A 17,778-nucleotide genomic window follows, 5' to 3' on the forward strand; every position below is an offset into this window, starting at 1 on the left:
GTAAACCAGGTGGTATGCCTAAGCAGAGTGCTTGGTTCCGGGACACAACTGGAATTGCGAGTATATGACGAATAGGTATGTGGTGGGGGGTATGCGGGGACCATAAATACTTAAATAAGTTTCCTGAGTACCCCGATTAACTAAAACAATGCCATATAAAATATAAGTCTTTTTACTCTATATTTATAGTTACAATCAACAACTACTAACCCCATTACATGTATGCTCAACATCAATCTTTTTTTACAAAAATGTAAGCTACTTAGATATACTTATTTTATAATATATGCTACCTAAATTGACTTTATAGCCGTCTTATTCATTGCGAGATGATCAATAAATAATTGATTATCCACAGATGAATCTATAAAATTTACACTATCAGCTTGATTGAAAACTTAAAAACTACTCAACTAGTGCGCCTATTCTATTTGGCACGATTTATGAAAGAGCGGCCCCTATCGTAGTTGATACTACTTATAGGGGCTTACCAGCGAAGACAGGGCTTTCTCATAAAATTGTAGAATTCATTTTTAGCTTCAAAAATTGCTGACGCGAGGCTCTTCGACAACAACAGACCAACGACAAAGTCAGTGTAGGTCGGCAAGCAACTTGATAGATGTAAACATCTGCCGACCGTTTTATACATTTTCCATGAATATACTAAGTCTCTTTTTGTAAGTTGCAGGTGATATGCAACCTACTCTGACGCACCAGACCCCTCCAAATGAGACTATATCTGTCGATTCACTTATAGAGCATCTTGGAAAACTGCCTTGTTACTCTATTGGCCGCTCAGCGGGAAACACAATATCAATTCCAAACAACAGGGTAAGCGGGCAACACGCTACACTGATCTGCTGCTCCGATCACGTCTACCTTCTGGAAGACCTGGGGAGCAAGAACGGTACGTTTGTCAATGGAACCAGGATAACCCGCAAAATTATCAGTGCTGACGACCAGCTCCTTTTCGCTGATAGTGAGTACACTGTAGGTACGTTACTCCTACTTAAACCTGCTCCGCCAACTCCCGGCGTTGCCAGTCCAGCCAAAAAGACCCTCGATTTCTCGGACGATTTTTTGCAGTTGCAGACTGTCTTTGAGCAGTACCCCAAGCTTAGAAAGAATTGCCGGGATCGGGAGAAGATGATTCGTACCGGTAGTGTCATCCTGTCGTCAATGGTGGGCGTGGGGGCTGCCCTGGGGTCTGGCGGTACGGCGCTGGCTATCCTGCCTCTGCTCTCCAGTGCCGGTCTGAGCGTACTGATTCCAACACTTTGCTCCACGCTGCTTTCTGTCGATGAGAAACTGGAGGTCATCGACAAAGAATACCGCGAACGCTATCGCTGCCCTAATCCCGCCTGCCGTGATCCGTTCGGCACTCGTGAATGGGAATTGCTGGCCCGCCAGAAAACCTGCAGGCAGTGTAAAGCAATCTGGGTTTCCTGATCTTTTTTCTTTATCCCCCTTTCCTTTTCGACTCTGCTCCTATTCAGGAAATACTGAGCCAGATCGTCTGCTCTAACCACCTTATTTGCTCAAAAAATCATGGCACAAAACTCTGCCTCATCAGACCTCCCAACCGATACTTTTCCTGTTGGCAACACCGCTTCATCGGTCAGACCTAATCTTCCTGCCAACTTAAAAAAACGCCTTGGCGTTTCTGCGGCGGCTCTGTTACTGGGTGGTGGCGCAGCGCTGGCCTTCATGCCCAAAGATGCCGACGAACCACAGCCGCAGCCTGATGACCATGCTGGCAATGAACCGCCCGTTGCAGTAGTCCCGCCAAATGCCGACGTCGCAACCAGGGTCAACGACGGTATGTCATTCGGAAACGCTTTTTCTACGGCCCGTGACGAGGTCGGGCTGGGTGGTGTTTTTATGTGGCGTAATCAGGCTTACAACACGTTCCTGAAAGAAGAATGGGCCGGTTTATCGCTCCAGCAACGCCAGGAATACGCCGAGCATGTACTCGATGTCGGCCTGCCCATTGCGGTTCAGCAGCCGGTGACCCGGCATACCGACGCAGCAGTTGCCCCCATGTCTACGCAGGCCGTTGATCCAACCATTATTGAAGGGCACCTTGGCGACCGCCGGGTCATGGGCATCGACCAAGACAATGACGGGGTAATTGATATGCTTGTCATTGAGGGCGAAGATGGGTATACCTACACAGTGGCGGATGCTTCGGGCGATCAGGGTCTCGATACCATGTATGTCTATGAGGCCTTGAAGGATGACTACGTACTGGCCGCCAGACTGGACCAGCCAATCAGGCTGACAAATGATGATTTCAGTGCAGAGCTGGAAGATGCCATGTCGAAAGAAGCCGTAGCGGCGATCATGGCCGATTACTCCGATGCGCCTGTTAGTGAGGAAGAGACAGCCGACGACGACACTGCTGCCGACGACGATTCTGACGATGAAGGGCCAGACAGTTCAACCAGCGAGTCGTACGAAGAAAACGGCTACGGCGACACCTACGTCAATAATGCTCCGGTCGACGACATGGATGATACGCATCAATAATGGCCATTTTCAAAACCACTTTAGTTGCCTGTCAGCAATGCGGCCGTAAAATTATGGTTCGGCCCGCCGATGCCGAACGGGGAACGATTGTCTGCTCGCACGTGGGCTGTAGCGCGTTGAATACGCTGAACAAAGCCTATCAGTATGACCCAAGCCTGGCGGTAGGGCTGCCTGCACACGGTCGGCTCACGTACCTGAATAGCCCCGTTCCGGTCATGCTGCCACTACTACTTGGGGATAATGTGATCGGTACCGACGCGTCGTGCCAGATTCGGCTAGAGCGCTATCTGCACGAAGGCCGGTGTTATATCAGCCGTCGGCATTGCACCCTGACGGTAAGCCTCGACAAGTGGCTGGGTACGTTACGCTATCAGATCCGTGATGGTGTAGTTGACCCCGTAGAAAAAGCCGTGAAACCCAGCTTGAACGGGACGTGGCTGAACGGTGTGTTGCTGCATAAAACCGAGCAGATCGACGTAGCCGACGGAGGAATCATCACCCTCGGCGGTATCGATCAGCTCCGGGTTTCTCACCAACTGATTGACCCCGTCATGCGAGACACGTACCGCGTTGAGCTAACCTACAGCGCCGATCAGACCCAATAGGCAATCCGTATGCAGTTAACTATTCACCAGCCGCTGTCTTTTTCACACATCGGACAGCGAACGATCAACCAGGATACGATCTACCCGGCGCCAGGCGAAGCCACTCCACAAGACCGGCTTTTTCTGGTGTGCGACGGCATGGGCGGAGCCGATAAAGGCGAAGAGGCCAGTCGGCTCCTGTGCCAGGCGATTGTCGCTTACTACCACGCTCTCGATGCTCCTACGCTAAACGTGGTCCACTTGCAATCGGCGCTGGATCAGGCTTATCAGGCCTATCGAACGTACCTGGATGAGCATCCGCTGGTTAGTCGGATGGGCTCCACGCTGGCGCTACTACAGGTCAACGAACAGGGCATACTGGTTGCCCACATTGGTGATAGCCGGGTTTATCAGATTCGGAATGGGCAGGTGGTTTTTCAAACGCAGGATCACAAGCAGGTCAACGACCTGGTTGAAGCCGGTATCATTACGGCCGAACAGGCGCAAACGCACCCCTGGCGCAACCGCCTCAGCCGGGCAGTAACAGGCCAGAACGGAGGCACAGCGGCATCACGGGTATTGCCTGATAGTCAACAGATTCAGGACGTACAGGCAGGTGATTATTTCTTTCTGTGTTCAGACGGAGCGTTGGAGCAGGTAGACAATTACCGGCTCACAGAAGTACTCGCCAGCGACGTACCTGACCAGACAAAATACCAGATGTTGATGGGGCTTTGCGAGGGACGAACGAAGGACAATTATTCTGGCCATCTGATCCGGATCGATCTGTCTGAACGCACCGGAGCGGTACTCCCACGCAAATATGTCAACGCAACGACGTTATGAGCAGACAGCTACGAATCATCAGTGCGTTACTTCTCCTGGTCAGCCAGTTCGCGTTCTCACAAGGGAAAACGTATGCCGTGGTAGTTGGTATTTCAGACTACAAGGCAATGACGTATCGGACTGGCGATCTGCGATTTGCGGATCAGGACGCCCGACAGGTAGCTGCTTTTCTAAAAAGTAAAAAGGGCGGGAATGTACCCAGCTCACACATCCGGTTGCTGACCAACGCCCAGGCCAGTCGGGCGGCTATTGTACAGGCCATGAACATCTTCGCCAACGCCCAGTCTGCCGATCGGATACTGCTTTATTTTTCCGGGCATGGCTTGGCTACGTGTTTTATTCCCTACGACGTAACCCCCGGTCAGTCGGCCTCTGTATTGACTCACCAGACCATAAAAGCGGCCTTTCGCCGGTCGAAAGCCCACACGAGGCTCTGCATCGCTGACGCCTGTTTATCGGGCGGAATGACCCGCCGCAACTCTTCACAGTCGATGCAATCAATGGCAGGTACGTTCACCGCAGGCACCAACGTGGCGCTGCTACTGGCGGGCCGGGCCACGCAGTTTGCCATCGAAGATCGACGCCTCAAAGGAGGCATGTTTACCCATTTCCTGTTGCAGGGGCTTGGGGGTCTGGCCGACCGCGATGCCAACCGAATTGTGACCATCCGCGAATTACACACCTACGTATCATCTCATGTGCGAAGCGCTACGAAGGGCAGACAGTCGCCTGTATTTTACGGAAAGTTTCCCGACACACTCGCGTTGACCTACCTGTAATCCACCCCAACCACCTGGTAATCGTACTCACTGTATGACCAAACACTTTACCTCATTTGCTGACTTTCGACACCGATACCCGATCCGGCCTAACGACGAATCCATGTTGTTGGGTAGCGGTTCTTACGGGAAGGTGGTGAAGGTTGAGGACCAGCTTGAAACAGAATGGGTGGCCATTAAAATCAGCGAGGTGAAAGGCTCCGACGGTAAGTCGTTGCTGGACGAAGTAAAGCTGGCGCAGGGCATTCCCCGGCAGGCCAACATTGCCCGGTACGACGCCTGTTACCGGCTGGAAACAGATACCAGCCTGAGTGACTTCGCGGTGATGAAGTATTACCAAGACGGGAACCTGGCCGCCCTGTTGAAAAACGAAAAGCTTACACAAAGCCAGATTTATGACCTCACCAAAGGCATTCTGCTTGGCCTTCAACACCTGCACCAACACCGTATCGTTCACCGCGATTTCAAGCCTGCCAACATTCTCATTTCGCGGGATAACGGCGGAAAGCTAATTCCAAAAATTGCTGATTTTGGATTGAGTAAACTCGTTGGTAACGAAGAAATCGACAATTCGGATTTCGACCTTAGCGATGGGCGCGGCACGCCGTCTTACAAAGCACCGGAACAGATTGAAGGGAGCCGGGTCAGTTTCAACCTCGATTTATGGGCGTTCGGCGTGATTCTTTACGAGATCATGGTGGGCGAAAAACCCTTCCAGGCCGAACTTCGGTCGGGTAGTGAACAGGCCATTCGCCGGGCCATTGAACTGAAAATCGTATCGGTGCAGTTGCCCGGCCGGATCGAGACCGTGCCCGAACCATACCAACGTATTATCAAACGCTGTTTGGTCCGGGATATTCATCAGCGCGTACGGAAGGTAAGTGAGCTACTCGATTTACTTGACAACATTCCTCAGCTACTGGCAGAGGCACAGGGAGCCGAACAACAGGGTGACTACGAGCAGGCCAGACTAGGCTACGAGCAGGTGCTTCGGTTTTCGTCGGCCAACCAAACGGCGATTAAAGGGCTAGCAAACTGCATTGATAAAAGCCGCCCACCTGCCTCCGTTCCCGTTAAGGAAGCCACCGATGTGTACCGCCCGTCGACCAATGTAGTGGCTGATGAACTACCGACCGATGTCTTCGACACGAAACCGGCAGCCAGCCCACCAAAACCGGCAGCTTCAGTAAAAGACACCCGGAAACAGCCTGACAGGAAAGCTATACCTGTTCAGGAATCCGTTGATCAACCAGCTACGCCAACCTTTCCAACGTCATGTACGTCCCGTTCCTGGCGTTACCTGGTGCCGGTGGCTGTCGTAGTTGCAGGGCTGGGGCTTTACAGGTTCTACCCGGCTACCAACACGCCTGTTTCAACTGAACAGGCTGAGGCACCAGCTACCACTTCCGACTCGTTGCTGGCAGACTTACCCCCTCCTACCGGCAAAACGCTGCTTACAACGGGCAGGAAGCTACAGGTCAATGCGCCCGGCGTTGTTCGACTGACAACGTTTATGAAGACACAGGGTGCGGAAACAGAAGCAAAACAGTTGCTGAAATTCTGGAATACAGCCGCCACAGGCACGAACGAAGCTCAGGAAAAAGCCATACAGCTTGTTCAACAGGCATCGAAAAAATACAAATTTCATAACCCGGGCACTGGTTCACCAACGGGTACAGACGGTGCCACTGTTCCCGGTTCGGCGTCAGGTACGTTGTCGGCATCAGTTGTTTCGCCTACAGGTACGTTGCCTGTTGCCGAGAAGCCAGCCCCGACGTTGCCGGATCCTCAGGTGGCAAAACAGGAGGCCCAACGTGAGTACGATCAGTTGATTGACAAAGGAGCGGCGGCCATTTCGGCTAAAAACGATAAAGCGGCAGCCATTGCGCTGTTTACAGAAGCGCGCCAGTTGGCCGAGAAAAACGACCTCAGCACAACGAAAGGCCATGAGAAATACGCCCAGTACTTTGGCCGCGCCAACCGGATCCTGGAAAATGACGAGTACGAAGGCGCTAAACAGTGGTTTCTGGTGGCGCAGTCGCTCGACAATACCGCCGAGGTAAGAACTAAAATTAAATTTTGTACCAACCAATAACGCTTGCTTTCATGCAAAAATCTGTACTCAACCTATGCCGACTGTCGCTCATGCTGGTTGCGCTCTCGCAACAGCCTGCACAGGCCAGCATTGGTTATAAACCCACGCCTGTTGTAGCCGATGACGAATATGACCGCTACCGCCAAAAAGGCGACGAATCGTTTAAAGTGGGTCGTTATGACGAAGCCCGCCGACAGTACCGCAACTGCCTGGAAGTGCCCGGTTTCGAGAATGACCCGTATGCAAAGCAGCGCATTGAGCTGGCTACCCAGTGTCTGACGCTGGTGCAACAGGCCGACGATGCGTTGCAACAGCAAAAGAACGATGAGGTAGTGGCCCGGTTGACTGAGGTGTTGGCGCTAAACCCGACCGACCCACTCGTTAAAGGTCGCCTCGCCGATTATTACCTGTCAGAGGGCAATCAACTATTTGATCAGCAGCGGTTTTCGGAAGCGAAGGTGCAATATAACAAAGGACTGGCGTTTGCCCAGGCCGAGGGCAATCGGGTCAAACAGAGCACGCTCGAACTACAGATCCGAAACAGCGACAACCGGATCAAGCAAATTGAAGACGATAAAAACAAGGCCATTGTCAGGTACGTCGTTCCTAAACGAACCGGCCTGAAAATAGCGATGGGCATACTGGCAATTGGTTCGGGCTACTATGCCTACACGCTACAGAACGATTTCACCACCAAACAGACTGCCTTCAATGCGGTGGCACTGGCAATGGACCCGGACGGCGATGGCATTATCAACACGCTCGATGAGTATCAACGGTACGCTACGGCCTATAAATCTGCGGAAGATGCCCAGAGTAAGCGTGGCCTGTATACAGCCTGCGTTGCCGTTGCGGCGGCAGCAACGCTAACCGAATTGTATTTACTGGTGCATAAACCGAAGCCCCGGCAGGTAATTGGCTTTCACATCAGGCCATCACAGACAGGTTACGGCCTCGCCGTTGGGTACCGTTTCTAAGTAACATCTACTCCTTTCAAGACCTTACCGATTTTTCATATGCGTCATCTTCGTCGTATTTACGTACTCGCCCTGGCCGTTGCGGGTAGCAGTCTGCTGCTTAACTGCCAGACGTGGGATCTCCCCACCCGAAAAGCACAGCGCGTGTGCATCACGCCCGGGGGCCAGCTTGGCAGCTCGGCTAATCAGCTTCAGGCTACGCTCACCATTGGGCAACCCACCGGTACAACAGACCGTGTAGACTGGGATTTTGGTGACGCCAAAACGCAGTCGACCTCCGAATTGAGCGTTGCCCATACCTACGCAGCAAAGGGAACCTACACCGTTAAAGCGACCATGAGCAACCTGTGTAGCTTTTCTACGGTATTGACTACCTCGGTGAAAGTGACGGATGCAGTACCACCTACGGTGATCGTTCTGGACCCGATCGACATTACCAAAAGCACGGCAACGCTCCGTATGATGGTGACAGACAATGGCAAAGCGCTCCTCACCGAATATGGTCTCTGCTACTCTAAAACCAGCACCAGTCCGGTAGTGACCGATCCAAACACAAAGACAGCCGCCACCCCTGGTAATGCGGCAGTGAATCAGACCCAGTCATTTGTAGTCAGCGGCCTGGAACCATACGTGACGTATTATGTAAGGGCCTACGCCCGGAATGAAGCAAACCTGACCGGAACGCCAAGTTACAGTACCGAGGTCCGCTCATTTCAACTCCTTTCCGACCCCATTGTGAATCTGATCGACGGAGCCAGCATATCGGGCACAACTGGTTCGGTGAGCTTCTCGGTTGTGAACCAGGGAAATCCGGCGGCCAGTCAATACGGTATTGTTTATTCGGCAACGACAAACACACCAACTGTCGATAATTCGTCGGCTGTTACGGTGCCTTCGCCCGTTTTTACGAGTAGCATACCGGCAACCCTGAGCGGCTTGTCGATCGACAGAACCTATTATTATCGTGCGTTTGCCCGCTCGGCCACTGGTAGCACCGTCTACAGCGCCACCACAGGTACGTTCAGTACGGTAGATATTACCAGTGATCTGATCATCAACGTGCCGTTTACGAATCAGTCGTACACCGATTTGAGCGGAAATAACAACACGGCTAATCCGATTGGCACTCCTGGCTTCGTCACAGATCATAAGGGAGCGGCCAATTCGGCTATTTTACTCAATGGCAACGGGCAGTATTTTTATTTCATCGATGGCGCGGCCCTGCGACCCGCCGCGTTGAGCATTAGTTTCTGGATCAAAGCCAATGCCCTGACCGGCCGAATGCAGCTTTATAATAAATCCCGGTTTAGCGACAATCTGGGCGAGCAGTACAGTTCGCTTATCAAACCCGCCGATTCGGGGAGTGGTATCACGATCAATACGGATATTAAACAGGGTAGTAATTGCAACTACAGTGTAGGTTGGCAGACCTTCCCGGTGACGAGCAATATTCCGGTCATCAACACGTGGCGGCATATTGTTTTCACGTATGAAGGCCGCACGGCCCGTATGTATCTGGATGGCACGCTTCTTTCTGAACGGACCGACCTACCCGCCAGTAATATGGATAATTGTGCAGGCGGTGATTTGAAATTCGGTGCCCAGATCAAGGATTTCCCCCAGTACTTCAACGGAGCAATGGACGACGTTCGAGTCTACAAGCGAGCGTTGACCAGCGCACAGGCGAAAGCGTTGTCTGATCTTTAAAAACCCGTCAGCCGTTTCGTTGGTGAACTGCTGAAACGGCGGCTAACGGTTAGTTTACTTTGGCATATATTCGTTCTGCCAGTTCGTGATATGGGTGAGCCTTGTCTGTTCGGATCTTCTCCAGAATTGGCAGGGCTTTCTCTTTTTCTTTGTTCTTCAGGTAGGATAACGCCAGAAACCAGTTGGCTTTCTGCCGAAGCGGTACCGACAACGTACCCAGCGATTCCGTCAATGGCCTGATGGCTTTCGCTGGTTTGTTGGCCGACAAGTAGCTAAGTCCCAGAAAGTAAGACTGGTAGTAGCCGGTTCGCTGGTCTGCCGCCGGAATTTTCAATTGCTCAATAACCTCGTCGTACCGCCCTGCTTTATAACCCCGGATAGCATTCATAATGCGCTGCCGATCAGCAGGTCGTATGTCAGCAGGCAGGCTTTTGGTCAGTTGGTCGGCTGTAGCGGTGTCGGCATAGGCCAGTTCAGGAGCCTGCTGTTGGTGCTGGTACCAGTATACACCGATGCCCAACCCCAGCACGATACTGGCCGCTGCCGCCCAATAGCCCCACGACAAGGTTCTGTTACGCGCAGGGAACGGTTTGCCGGGCGCTTCCAACCGATCGGGTGTAGCTTGGACTACCTCCTTCTCCGCTTGCCGTACACGTTGGCGGGCCAGTTGCAGGCGTTGCTCGATTGCCAGCGCGTGTAGTCCCATCCGAAAGGTCCGCTGTGTCTCTATCTCTGCCTGAAGCGCAGCATCCGCCGCTATTTCCTGTTCAAAAGCCTGCGCGTCCGCTGCCGACAGTTCATTGGCCAGATACGCTTCGATCAGCTCAAATTGCTCCTGTGATAACGTCATGATCCGCGCCGAACGGCGATTTTCTGGTATATCCGTTTAAGCTGCTCTGTACATTCATACCGCTTCGATTTCACCGATGTTTCCTTCATGTTCATCTCCAGCGCTATTTCCCGAAGCGACCGCTCGTCGACATAAAACCAGTGCATCAACTGTCGGCATCCTTCTTTCAGTTCTGATAACGCAGCCCGAACAGCCTCCACCGTATCCGTTCTGACCAGATCGTCCAATGTATCATCTGTTGTTGCCAGCCTGATTTCCTCCGGCATTGTGGCCGCATGCCGACGGCGGGCTGATCCTAACTCGGTTAGCCACACCTTCTTGCAATAATCAAAAATAACGGTGGTCACCTTTGTACCGGGCTGATACTGGTAGCGACCCGATTCAAGATTAGCCAGAAAGCTGATTAGCCCTTTCTGAAAGGCATCTTCTGCGTCGGCCTCGGTGCCGCTGTTAGTGGTTATCCAAAACCGGAACGACGGATACAGGTCTGAGTAGAGCCACTCGTAGGCCTTGTCCTCACGGCGAAGCAGTGCTTCATAAAGCGACTGGTCGGTACCAAATTGAAGCGAGCGGCTTGGCATTAATTCAGGTAGATTCTCTACAAGAATAATAGGTAAGTCTGTAACTACAAAAGCCCCCCATCGCACAGTTGACATATACAAAATCGACTAGTTCATGCTTCGCTTCAGGCCTTCCTTTACCTCTTACAGCACATGGCTGACACCCGCACATCTGCGGCGACCGAAAATACCTGAACTCCAGAACACTGCTCATCAGCGGGCGGTCAATCAGTAGGCCTCATACTCATACGTGGTCTGTTCATCATAGTTGTATGGAAAAGAGGGTCTGTATACTATGTTCAGCCGGACGAGTAATCCTGCGGCATTGTATGTCAAAACATGCCTGGGCTCAACGATCCCAATATCAATCTGATTATTCACGCTAAATAGTCGCGACAGTATACCGTCAGCCCGAATTACTCCATAGTATGGGTTAGGCTTATCATCATACTGGAACAGTGTAGAACCTTGGACTATTTTAGAACTTATGTTCCCATTCAGGTACGTGTACCTGGTTGTTCCATAGCTATTTGTTGCTGTGGCAGGGAAGAGAGAACCGTCATAGGTATATTCGGTCTTATCTATGACCTGATAATTGCTGGGCTGCGATTTATCGAAGTTCCTCAGTTTTGTCTCCAACATAATATTTCCGGCACTGTCGTATGTATACTCAGTACGATCAAAACCCGAAAAATTTCCAGAGTACTCTGCATTGATCTGTGTCAACTGACCTTGAGCATTATAGGTGAAAGTAGCATTCTTTACATACCGCAAGGGTCCGTATGTACTCGTTTCAACACTGGTTTCGCTACCTAGCTGACCTTTGGCGTTGTATGTGTACAAGATTGTTGTGGTGTCTTTCGTATTTCCTCTGATCGCGCTGGTACTGACTGTTTTCTTTAGCCGAAAACGAACCGGTTCGACCTCCTCGCGATGGTCTTGGCAGGAGGTCAGTGTGCCGATGGTGTAAGTAAGGAATAGGAAAAGTAATGCAGGTGCTTTTGCAATAGACTGATGTTTCATGGTTGTGGTGAAGCGGATGCCGTTCTCGTTAGTACCACTCCATCGGTGGGGCGGCGAAAAGGTCAGTGGCTTTTGTTAAAAATTTTTCGATTCCATAAAAAACGGCGTCGCGCTATCACTGTCAGCTAATTGGCCCAGCGATTTTCCAGGCTAACGACAGCTATTGACAGGGCCTCGTCGATTATTTCCGGCAATGCTTTCCTTTTTCCTCCTTGCTTAGTAGTATCTTTATACCCCGTAACGCTTCAACCTGATTATCCTCATGGCGGCAACGGGCACCAACTCTACGCGGACTTCCGCGAAATACATATTTGTTACCGGCGGGGTAACATCATCATTGGGAAAAGGGATTATTGCCTCTTCTCTGGCCAAATTGCTACAGGCACGCGGCCTCTCGGTCACCATCCAGAAATTCGATCCATACCTCAACATCGATCCGGGCACACTCAATCCGTATGAACACGGCGAATGTTACGTGACCGACGACGGGGCCGAAACGGACCTTGACCTGGGCCACTACGAGCGGTTTCTGAACACACCGACCTCGCAGGCCAATAACATCACTACCGGGCGGATATACAATAACGTGATCACCCGCGAACGGAAAGGCGATTTCCTGGGAAAAACCGTACAGGTTGTTCCGCACATTACCGACGAGATCAAGCGTAACCTGCGGCTCCTGGGCGACTCCGGGGAGTACGACATCGTGATCACCGAAATTGGCGGCTGTGTGGGTGATATTGAGTCACTGCCCTTCATCGAGGCCGTTCGTCAGTTTAAGTTTGAACTGGACGAACACGACACACTGATCATTCACCTTACGCTGGTCCCCTACCTGCAGTCGGCCGGTGAACTGAAAACCAAACCCACGCAGCACTCCGTGAAGATGTTGCAGGAGTCTGGTGTTCAGGCCGATATCCTGGTTTGCCGCACTGAACATCCATTGCCGATGGATATTCGCAAGAAGATCGCGCTGTTCTGCAACGTGCAGGTCAACTCGGTGATCGAGGCGATGGATGCCGAAACGATCTACGACGTACCCCTGCTGATGAAGAAGGAAAAGCTGGATCAGCGGGCCCTGTATATGCTCGACCTGTATAATGACCAGGATACCGATCTGGACGCGTGGAAAGGCTTTCTGAACGGGCTGAAAAACCCGACGAGCGAAGTGCGAATTGGCCTGGTTGGCAAGTACGTTGAGCTACATGACGCCTACAAATCAATTGCCGAATCGTTTATCCATGCGGGATCGAAGAACGAATGCAAAGTGCATATCGACTGGATTCAATCGGAAAACCTGGCCGATGAAGCGGCGGTAGAAGACCGCCTGCGTGACCTGGACGGTATTCTGGTTGCGCCTGGTTTTGGCGAGCGCGGCATTGAAGGCAAGATCAACGCCATCAAATATGCCCGCGAGAACGGCGTCCCCTTCTTTGGCATTTGCCTGGGTATGCAGTGCGCCGTGATCGAGTATGCCCGCAACGTACTTGGCCTGGCCGATGCACACTCATTTGAAATGAACCCCGACACGCCGCATCCGGTCATCAACATGATGGAAGACCAGAAGAAAGTGGTCAACATGGGCGGAACAATGCGGTTGGGAGCTTATGCCTGTAAGATTAAAAAAGACTCACTGGCCTATCAGGCCTACGGCAAAACCGTCATCAGCGAACGGCACCGGCACCGGTATGAATTTAATAACGCCTACGCCGACCGATTCGAAAAAGGCGGTATGCGTGCCGTTGGTACCAATCCCGAAACGGGGCTGGTCGAGATTGTTGAATTGCCCAACCATCCCTGGTTTGTTGGTGTGCAGTTTCACCCGGAATTAAAAAGTACCGTCATGGCACCGCAGCCTCTGTTTGTGCAATTTGTGAAAGCCGCTATGGCTTTCTCCGATCACCGACATGCCTACGCAGCCCCCGTCACCAGCGAAACCCTTGTTGGTTAACCGGCCGTATTGGCGTAATTTTGCGCCTTAAAATGTTGTTCAAGGTTCGAAGTCCAATGGCTAACGTGCCCTGACTTTGAGCGAAGCACGTTGAGCATTGGACTTTGAGCATTGAACTTTAGACTCTATAATGGATCGCAATCAACTAATTGGCCTGCTACTTATTCTGGCCATGTTTGTCGGTTACCAGTACCTGGTACCGAAACCCCCGCCGGAGAAAAAACCGGCCCAGATAACAAAAACCACGACACCAGCGCCGGGAAGTACAACTGCCGCCGCTGCCCCACTCGATTCAGCCGCCGCGCGTAGCCAGTTTGGTGATTTTGCGGCAGCGGCTACCGGCCAGGTACGTGACATCGTCGTTGAAAACCCCGATGTGAAAGTTACATTCAGTACGCAGGGCGGCCGTGTTAAAGAGGTGCTGCTGAAGAAATATAAAACTTTCGATGGCAAGCCATTACTCCTGGTCGACGCCAAAACCAGCCGCACAACGCTGGAACTGCCCACCAAAACCGGCAAAGTTGATCTGCATAGCCTATACTTTCAAACCACAGCACAAAGTGGCACCGTAAGTGGTCAGCCTCAGGTTGTTACGTTCCGCGCTGATGTAGGCAATGGCCAGGCAGTTGAGCAGTCGTATACCGTACCGGCTACGGGATACACGATCGATTACGCGCTGAAAGCCAGCAACCTGGACAATGTTCTCGGAAACGGCGATGTACGCTTCCTGTGGGAAGACCGCATGCCTCAGTTCGAGAATGACCTGAGCAACAACCGCCGCGCCGCCACGATCAACTACCTGACGACGAAAGACAATTTCGACCATCTGGCCGAAAACGAAAGTAGCAACGAAGCGGTCGTAGAAGATCCGGTCAAGTGGTTTGCTATCAAGCATAAGTACTTCCTTTCTGCCTTTATCGCCCAAACCACGCAACTGACCAAAGCGAAGTTTCAGACCGTAGTTGATCTGGCCGATAGTAGCACCGTAAAAACAGCCGTAGCCGACGTAAGCTTCCCACTGGCGGATGTAAAAGCAGGAAAAGGCCAGTTCCGGTACTACTACGGACCCAACGATTTCCAGGTCATCAAAGAAGGAATTGCCCCCGATTTCGACCAGAACGTGTACCTGGGCTACTCGATCCTGAAGCCGATCAACAAGTATTTCTTTATACCGGTGTTCAACTTCTTCGAGAAATTCATTGGCAACTATGGCCTGTTGATTTTCTGCCTGGTGGTGTTTGTGAAGCTGTTGTTGACCCCGCTCACGTACAAGTCGTATGTCAGCATGGCCAAAATGCGGGTATTGGCGCCAGAGTTGGCTGTCATTAAAGAGCGCGTTGGCGACGATATGACCAAGCAGCAGCAGGAACAAATGAAGTTGTATCAGGAAGTGGGCGTTTCGCCCCTGAGCGGTTGTATCCCGGTGCTGGCAACCATGCCTATCCTGTTTGCCCTGTTCCAGCTCTTCCCGAACCTGATCGAGTTACGGCAAAAAACATTCCTGTGGGCACCCGACCTGTCGACCTACGATTCGTTTATCAAGTTTGGTGTCAATATCCCGTTCGTGGGTAACCACCTGAGCCTGTTCACGGTGATGATGACCATTTCGAGTATTGCCTATGCCTATTATAACAACCAGACTACGCCACAACAGCCCGGTCCGGTAAACATGAAGGCGTTGAGCTATATTTTTCCGGTCATGTTCATGTTCGTACTGAACTCGTTTCCGGCTGGCTTGACCTGGTATTACTTCGTATCAAACGTGGTCACGATCGCCCAGCAACTGCTCATCCGCAACTTTGTTGACGAAACGAAATTAAAGGCGATGCTCGACGAAAATCGGGTAAAAATTGCCGCTGGCGGAGGTAAAAAATCAAAGTTTCAGGAGATGCTTCAGAAGCAGTTATCTGCCGCTGAAGATGCCCGGAAGCAAGCCGAAGACGCCAAGAAACGGGCTAAAAAATAAGTTTTGCCGTTCAGTTGCCTTGGTTAGTTTGTTACGTCATAACCGCATCGCAACTGAAAGTGCCTGAACTGATCAACGCGAAAAAGCAACGCAGCGCAGGCGTTGCTTTTTCGCGTTCCAACAAAACTTATGACCACAAAGCAGCTTAAACTACTCCTACTCTGCTGGGTAGGCTTGCTCAGCCATACGGCGGCTAACGCTCAGAAAACCAAAGATGTAGAACGACGCTACAGGTCTGGTATCCGGCTGGTGCAGTTAGGTGATTATGAGCAGGCCCGTGCGGAATTACTGCCTGTGATGCAGCGCGGCGGTAGTTACGCACCGTTTGCCTATTATTACCACGCTGATGCCTCGTACCGCCAGAAACGCTACGAAGCGACTCGCGCTACCCTGAAAGAGCTGATCGACCGGTTCCCCAACTGGCTCAAGAAAGAAGAAGGCTATTACCTGGCTGCCGCTGCCGCCTATGAGCAAGGCTTATACGATGAAGGCTTATCCTATACGCAACTCATCACCGATCCTGACCTCCGCACGGACGTTGACCGAATGGAGCAGACCTTTTTGCCCCGAATCGGCGACCTGAACCGCCTGAAAGGGCTTCAAAAGCAATATCCACAAAACAAGACGCTAGCCCGAACCCTGGTTGACCTTATCCAGCGCACCTCGTCGGATAAGGACGACCTTGAACTGTCCGATCGCCTGTCGAACCGATACGGCATTACGCCCACCCCAGTCACGAAGGCACCGGTTGCCCGCCCGGCCGAGCCGAACGTACCTGCCAGCCAACCCGTTATACCTGTTCGCACCGATCGAGGAAAAGCGAAAGGCTACGTCAATGTGGGCGTCCTGTTTCCGTTCCGGGTCAACCGATTCAATACGACCGAACGAGCCAGAACCAATCAGTACGTGTATGACCTCTACGAAGGCATGAAACTGGCCAAAGCCAAGCTCATGTCGGAGGGAATCACCATAAACCTGTTTGCCTACGACATCGATAATGACACTGACCAGACCCTGGAGATTCTGAATAATTCATCGTTTGCTCAGAACGACCTGCTCATTGGCCCACTGTATACGGAGCCCAACCGGCTGGTAGCGGCTTTCGCCACGCAGAATGACATTCCGCTGGTAAATCCTATCGCCACTAACCACGAATTAATTGCTAACCAGCCAAACGCGTATCTCGCCCAGCCATCGACCCTGCAACAGGCAGGCGAAACCGCGCTCTTCGCCCGAGAGTTGACAACCAACCGAAAGGCGGCTATTTATTTTGGGGCGTCACGGAAAGATTCCCTGTTTGCGGCTTCCTACCAGGCGGCGTTAAAGGCGCAGGGGTTTCAGGTCATTGATTTTCGCCGGTTGAGCGGCAAGTCCGCCAGTATGGCCACGGCCATAAGGCTGACCGAAGAAAACAGCCCAGGGCATGTCTTTCTGGCCAGTAGCAACAACGACGATGGCCCCAGCCTGCTGGAGGCCCTCAGCAAACGGGGGGTGTCCAGTCCGCTGATTGCTACGTACCCAGCGTTCGATTACTTCCGTAATTCGCTCTCCACCTTCACGCGGCGCGAGCTGTATTTGGTAGCCCCCGAATTTATGGATATGGAACGCGAAGCCACCGAGCAGTTTCAGGAAACGTACCTGTCGAAGCGCAATATCATTCCCTCCACGTTTTCGGCGCAGGGCTACGATATGCTTCTGTTCTTTGGCCGTCAATTGGCAAAGGGAACCATCAAATCAAAGTCCTTGCAAAAGACAGACGACAGTGAAGACTACGTTCTGTCGGGATTCGATTACACAAAATCCAATGATAATCAGGTTGTTCCCATCATTAAGTTCGATGGCAGCCGGTTTGTAAAAATTAATTAAGACGCGCATAAACCGTAACGCGGACTTTAATCGGAGACGCCTGGT

The 17,778-nt window shown here is 51.9% G+C and carries 14 protein-coding genes; 11 read left to right on the forward strand and 3 right to left on the reverse strand.

Annotated features, from left to right (window positions below; translation table 11 throughout):
- Positions 1-693 precede the first annotated feature (693 nt).
- The 8 genes from ACFE8Q_RS17340 to ACFE8Q_RS17375 all read left to right on the forward strand — a co-directional run bounded on the left by ACFE8Q_RS17340 (position 694) and on the right by ACFE8Q_RS17375 (position 9,517).
- Positions 694-1,449 carry an FHA domain-containing protein gene (locus tag ACFE8Q_RS17340; RefSeq protein WP_375446684.1) on the forward strand — a complete coding sequence of 252 codons (756 nt, stop codon included), beginning with the start codon at positions 694-696 and terminating at the stop codon, positions 1,447-1,449.
- A gap of 99 nt (positions 1,450-1,548) precedes the next feature.
- Complete coding sequence (locus ACFE8Q_RS17345) at positions 1,549-2,529, forward strand: hypothetical protein (protein WP_375446685.1); 981 nt, start codon at positions 1,549-1,551, stop codon at positions 2,527-2,529.
- Complete coding sequence (locus ACFE8Q_RS17350; RefSeq protein WP_375446686.1) at positions 2,529-3,134, forward strand: FHA domain-containing protein; 606 nt, start codon at positions 2,529-2,531, stop codon at positions 3,132-3,134. The genes ACFE8Q_RS17345 and ACFE8Q_RS17350 overlap by 1 nt, the downstream gene beginning before the upstream one ends.
- Before the next feature lie 9 nt (positions 3,135-3,143).
- On the forward strand, positions 3,144-3,959 hold the full coding sequence (locus ACFE8Q_RS17355; protein ID WP_375446687.1) for a PP2C family protein-serine/threonine phosphatase: 816 nt from the start codon (positions 3,144-3,146) through the stop codon (positions 3,957-3,959).
- Positions 3,956-4,738, forward strand: coding sequence for a caspase domain-containing protein (locus ACFE8Q_RS17360; protein ID WP_375446688.1), 783 nt, complete (start codon positions 3,956-3,958; stop codon positions 4,736-4,738). Before ACFE8Q_RS17355 ends, ACFE8Q_RS17360 begins: the two co-directional genes overlap by 4 nt.
- 34 nt (positions 4,739-4,772) lie before the next feature.
- The gene (locus ACFE8Q_RS17365; protein WP_375446689.1) at positions 4,773-6,833 is read left to right on the forward strand and encodes a serine/threonine-protein kinase; all 2,061 of its coding nucleotides are present in this window, start codon (positions 4,773-4,775) and stop codon (positions 6,831-6,833) included.
- 11 nt (positions 6,834-6,844) lie between these two features.
- A complete protein-coding gene (locus tag ACFE8Q_RS17370; RefSeq protein WP_375446690.1) occupies positions 6,845-7,810 on the forward strand; it encodes a hypothetical protein in 966 nt (321 codons plus the stop codon).
- A 39-nt stretch (positions 7,811-7,849) separates the two neighbouring features.
- Positions 7,850-9,517, forward strand: a complete 1,668-nt coding sequence (locus ACFE8Q_RS17375; protein ID WP_375446691.1) for a LamG-like jellyroll fold domain-containing protein — start codon at positions 7,850-7,852, stop codon at positions 9,515-9,517.
- A gap of 49 nt (positions 9,518-9,566) precedes the next feature.
- Here ACFE8Q_RS17375 and ACFE8Q_RS17380 read toward each other — a convergent pair whose 3' ends face one another.
- The 3 genes from ACFE8Q_RS17380 to ACFE8Q_RS17390 all read right to left on the reverse strand — a co-directional run bounded on the left by ACFE8Q_RS17380 (position 9,567) and on the right by ACFE8Q_RS17390 (position 11,950).
- Positions 9,567-10,367: a hypothetical protein gene (locus tag ACFE8Q_RS17380; protein WP_375446692.1), complete on the reverse strand. Its 801-nt coding sequence runs from the start codon at positions 10,365-10,367 to the stop codon at positions 9,567-9,569.
- The gene (locus ACFE8Q_RS17385; RefSeq protein ID WP_375446693.1) at positions 10,364-10,948 is read right to left on the reverse strand and encodes an RNA polymerase sigma factor; all 585 of its coding nucleotides are present in this window, start codon (positions 10,946-10,948) and stop codon (positions 10,364-10,366) included. The genes ACFE8Q_RS17380 and ACFE8Q_RS17385 overlap by 4 nt, the downstream gene beginning before the upstream one ends.
- A gap of 207 nt (positions 10,949-11,155) precedes the next feature.
- On the reverse strand, positions 11,156-11,950 hold the full coding sequence (locus ACFE8Q_RS17390; RefSeq protein WP_375446694.1) for a hypothetical protein: 795 nt from the start codon (positions 11,948-11,950) through the stop codon (positions 11,156-11,158).
- 262 nt (positions 11,951-12,212) lie between these two features.
- On the opposite strand from ACFE8Q_RS17390, the gene ACFE8Q_RS17395 reads away from it, so the two are divergent.
- From ACFE8Q_RS17395 to ACFE8Q_RS17405, 3 genes are all read left to right on the forward strand, one after another.
- A complete protein-coding gene (locus tag ACFE8Q_RS17395) occupies positions 12,213-13,901 on the forward strand; it encodes a CTP synthase (protein ID WP_375446695.1) in 1,689 nt (562 codons plus the stop codon).
- A gap of 130 nt (positions 13,902-14,031) precedes the next feature.
- Positions 14,032-15,867 (forward strand): membrane protein insertase YidC, encoded by a 1,836-nt coding sequence (yidC, locus tag ACFE8Q_RS17400; RefSeq protein ID WP_375446696.1) that lies wholly within the window; start codon positions 14,032-14,034, stop codon positions 15,865-15,867.
- A 129-nt stretch (positions 15,868-15,996) separates the two neighbouring features.
- Positions 15,997-17,733 carry an ABC transporter substrate-binding protein gene (locus ACFE8Q_RS17405; protein ID WP_375446697.1) on the forward strand — a complete coding sequence of 579 codons (1,737 nt, stop codon included), beginning with the start codon at positions 15,997-15,999 and terminating at the stop codon, positions 17,731-17,733.
- Positions 17,734-17,778 lie beyond the last annotated feature (45 nt).

Origin of the sequence: uncultured Fibrella sp. (genome assembly GCF_964250085.1) — a bacterium.
Taxonomy (GTDB): Bacteria; Bacteroidota; Bacteroidia; order Cytophagales; family Spirosomataceae; genus Fibrella.